This window comes from Mesorhizobium sp. M8A.F.Ca.ET.202.01.1.1 (assembly GCF_004791595.1).
Taxonomy (GTDB): Bacteria; Pseudomonadota; Alphaproteobacteria; order Rhizobiales; family Rhizobiaceae; genus Mesorhizobium.
This window is the reverse complement of sequence record NZ_SRUN01000009.1, coordinates 88,757-91,256: the sequence shown is the minus strand read 5'-3', so window position 1 is coordinate 91,256 and position 2,500 is coordinate 88,757. Positions and strand designations below refer to the sequence as shown.

Below are 2,500 nucleotides of genomic sequence, written 5' to 3'. Positions count from 1 at the left end.
CTAAGTGGGAAAGGATGTGAGGATCCCAAAACAACCAGGATGTTGGCTTAGAAGCAGCCATCATTTAAAGAAAGCGTAACAGCTCACTGGTCTAAATAAGGGTCTTTGCGCCGAAAATGTAACGGGGCTAAAGCCATACACCGAAGCTTAGGGTTCGTAGCAATACGAGCGGTAGCGGAGCGTTCTGTAAGCTGATGAAGCCATACCCGTGAGGGGTGGTGGAGGTATCAGAAGTGCGAATGCTGACATGAGTAACGTAAGGGGAGTGAGAGACTCCCCCGCCGAAAGACCAAGGGTTCCTGCTTAAAGCTAATCTGAGCAGGGTTAGCCGGCCCCTAAGACGAGGCGGAAACGCGTAGTCGATGGGAACCACGTTAATATTCGTGGGCTTGGAGGTAGTGACGGATCATTGAGGTAGTCCAATCTTATCGGATTGAACGGGCTGCTGCGTGGTTCCAGGAAATAGCTCCTCCTTATAAACCGTACCCGAAACCGACACTGGTGGTCTGGTAGAGTATACCAAGGCGCTTGAGAGAACTATGCTGAAGGAACTCGGCAAATTGCACGCGTAACTTCGGAAGAAGCGTGACCCTTTTCCACGCAAGTGGAGGAGGGTGGCACAGACCAGGGGGTAGCGACTGTTTATCAAAAACACAGGGCTCTGCGAAGTCGCAAGACGACGTATAGGGTCTGACGCCTGCCCGGTGCTGGAAGGTTAAGAGGAGGGGTGCAAGCTCTGAATCGAAGCCCCAGTAAACGGCGGCCGTAACTATAACGGTCCTAAGGTAGCGAAATTCCTTGTCGGGTAAGTTCCGACCTGCACGAATGGCGTAACGACTTCCCCGCTGTCTCCAGCATAGACTCAGTGAAATTGAATTCCCCGTGAAGATGCGGGGTTCCTGCGGTTAGACGGAAAGACCCCGTGCACCTTTACTATAGCTTTACATTGGCATTCGTAGTGGCATGTGTAGGATAGGTGGTAGGCTTTGAAACCTGGGCGCCAGCTCAGGTGGAGCCACCCTTGAAATACCACCCTTATTACTATGGATGTCTAACCGCGGCCCGTTATCCGGGTCCGGGACAATGTATGGTGGGTAGTTTGACTGGGGCGGTCGCCTCCTAAAGAGTAACGGAGGCGCGCGATGGTGGGCTCAGAACGGTCGGAAATCGTTCGCTGAGTGCAATGGCATAAGCCTGCCTGACTGCGAGACTGACAAGTCGAGCAGAGACGAAAGTCGGTCATAGTGATCCGGTGGTCCCGCGTGGAAGGGCCATCGCTCAACGGATAAAAGGTACGCCGGGGATAACAGGCTGATGACCCCCAAGAGTCCATATCGACGGGGTTGTTTGGCACCTCGATGTCGACTCATCGCATCCTGGGGCTGGAGCAGGTCCCAAGGGTATGGCTGTTCGCCATTTAAAGCGGTACGTGAGTTGGGTTCAGAACGTCGTGAGACAGTTCGGTCCCTATCTGCCGTGGGTGTAGGAATATTGAAAGGATCTGTCCCTAGTACGAGAGGACCGGGATGGACGGATCTCTGGTGGACCTGTTGTGGCGCCAGCCGCATAGCAGGGTAGCTATATCCGGACGGGATAACCGCTGAAGGCATCTAAGCGGGAAACCCACCTTAAAACGAGTATTCCCTGAGAACCGTGGAAGACGACCACGTTGATAGGCCGGGTGTGGAAGAGCGGCAACGCTTGAAGCTTACCGGTACTAATAGTTCGATCGGCTTGATCGTTCTCATTCCTTATGTCCATCTGACTTCGTCAGATGGTTTGTTCTCACTCACGCTTGTTCCGCCCTGCGGGCGGCGCTACGTGGGTGCGGCGCACAAGCGCCGACGGTCGGTCGACCTTGCGAAGCTTCGCTTCGAAAGGCGCCAGGCTAAAAGAACTCCAAAGGCACAAAAAACAGCTTCTCGAATAACGTGCGTTTTGCCGACCTGGTGGTTATGGCGGAGCGGCTGCACCCGATCCCATTCCGAACTCGGCCGTGAAACGCTCCAGCGCTGATGGTACTTCGTCTCAAGACGCGGGAGAGTAGGTCGCTGCCAGGTCTGCTAAACGCACGTTTTATGTGTCACATCCTACTTTCCAAAAATCGAAGCCGGTTTTTGGGTCGAGGCGATGAAATCTTCTCTGAACATGGCCCGCCAACGGGAAACACGGGCCGCGTAAGCGGCCCTTTCATTTGGCGGACAAACCTCTCGCAAGCTCTCGCTTGCAAATCGGTGGCGCGGGGTGGAGCAGCCCGGTAGCTCGTCAGGCTCATAACCTGAAGGTCACAGGTTCAAATCCTGTCCCCGCAACCAAATACAAATGAGCCCGCCATCGTGCGGGCTCTTTTGTATTTTGCTGTCGTGGCCCGCCGATCTTAACCTGTCATCAGCGGCCCGCAAGGAGGCAAAGCCGACGCCGCAGGACCGATAACTCAAATCCTATCCCCAAAACCAAATTAAAACGCCCGCCAGAATCAAACCCGGAGGGCCGTTTCGCG

General features: G+C 54.6%; 1 tRNA gene and 2 rRNA genes (1 of these 3 only partly in view). All 3 read left to right on the top strand.

The annotated features are described in order from the left end of the window. Positions 1-1,742, top strand: a 23S ribosomal RNA gene (locus EN845_RS19940); it begins 1,068 nt to the left of the window's first position. A gap of 203 nt (positions 1,743-1,945) precedes the next feature. Next, positions 1,946-2,060: ribosomal RNA gene (gene rrf / locus EN845_RS19935) — 5S ribosomal RNA — on the top strand. A gap of 178 nt (positions 2,061-2,238) precedes the next feature. Further along, positions 2,239-2,315 (top strand) — tRNA-Met (locus EN845_RS19930). Positions 2,316-2,500: the final 185 nt, after the last annotated feature.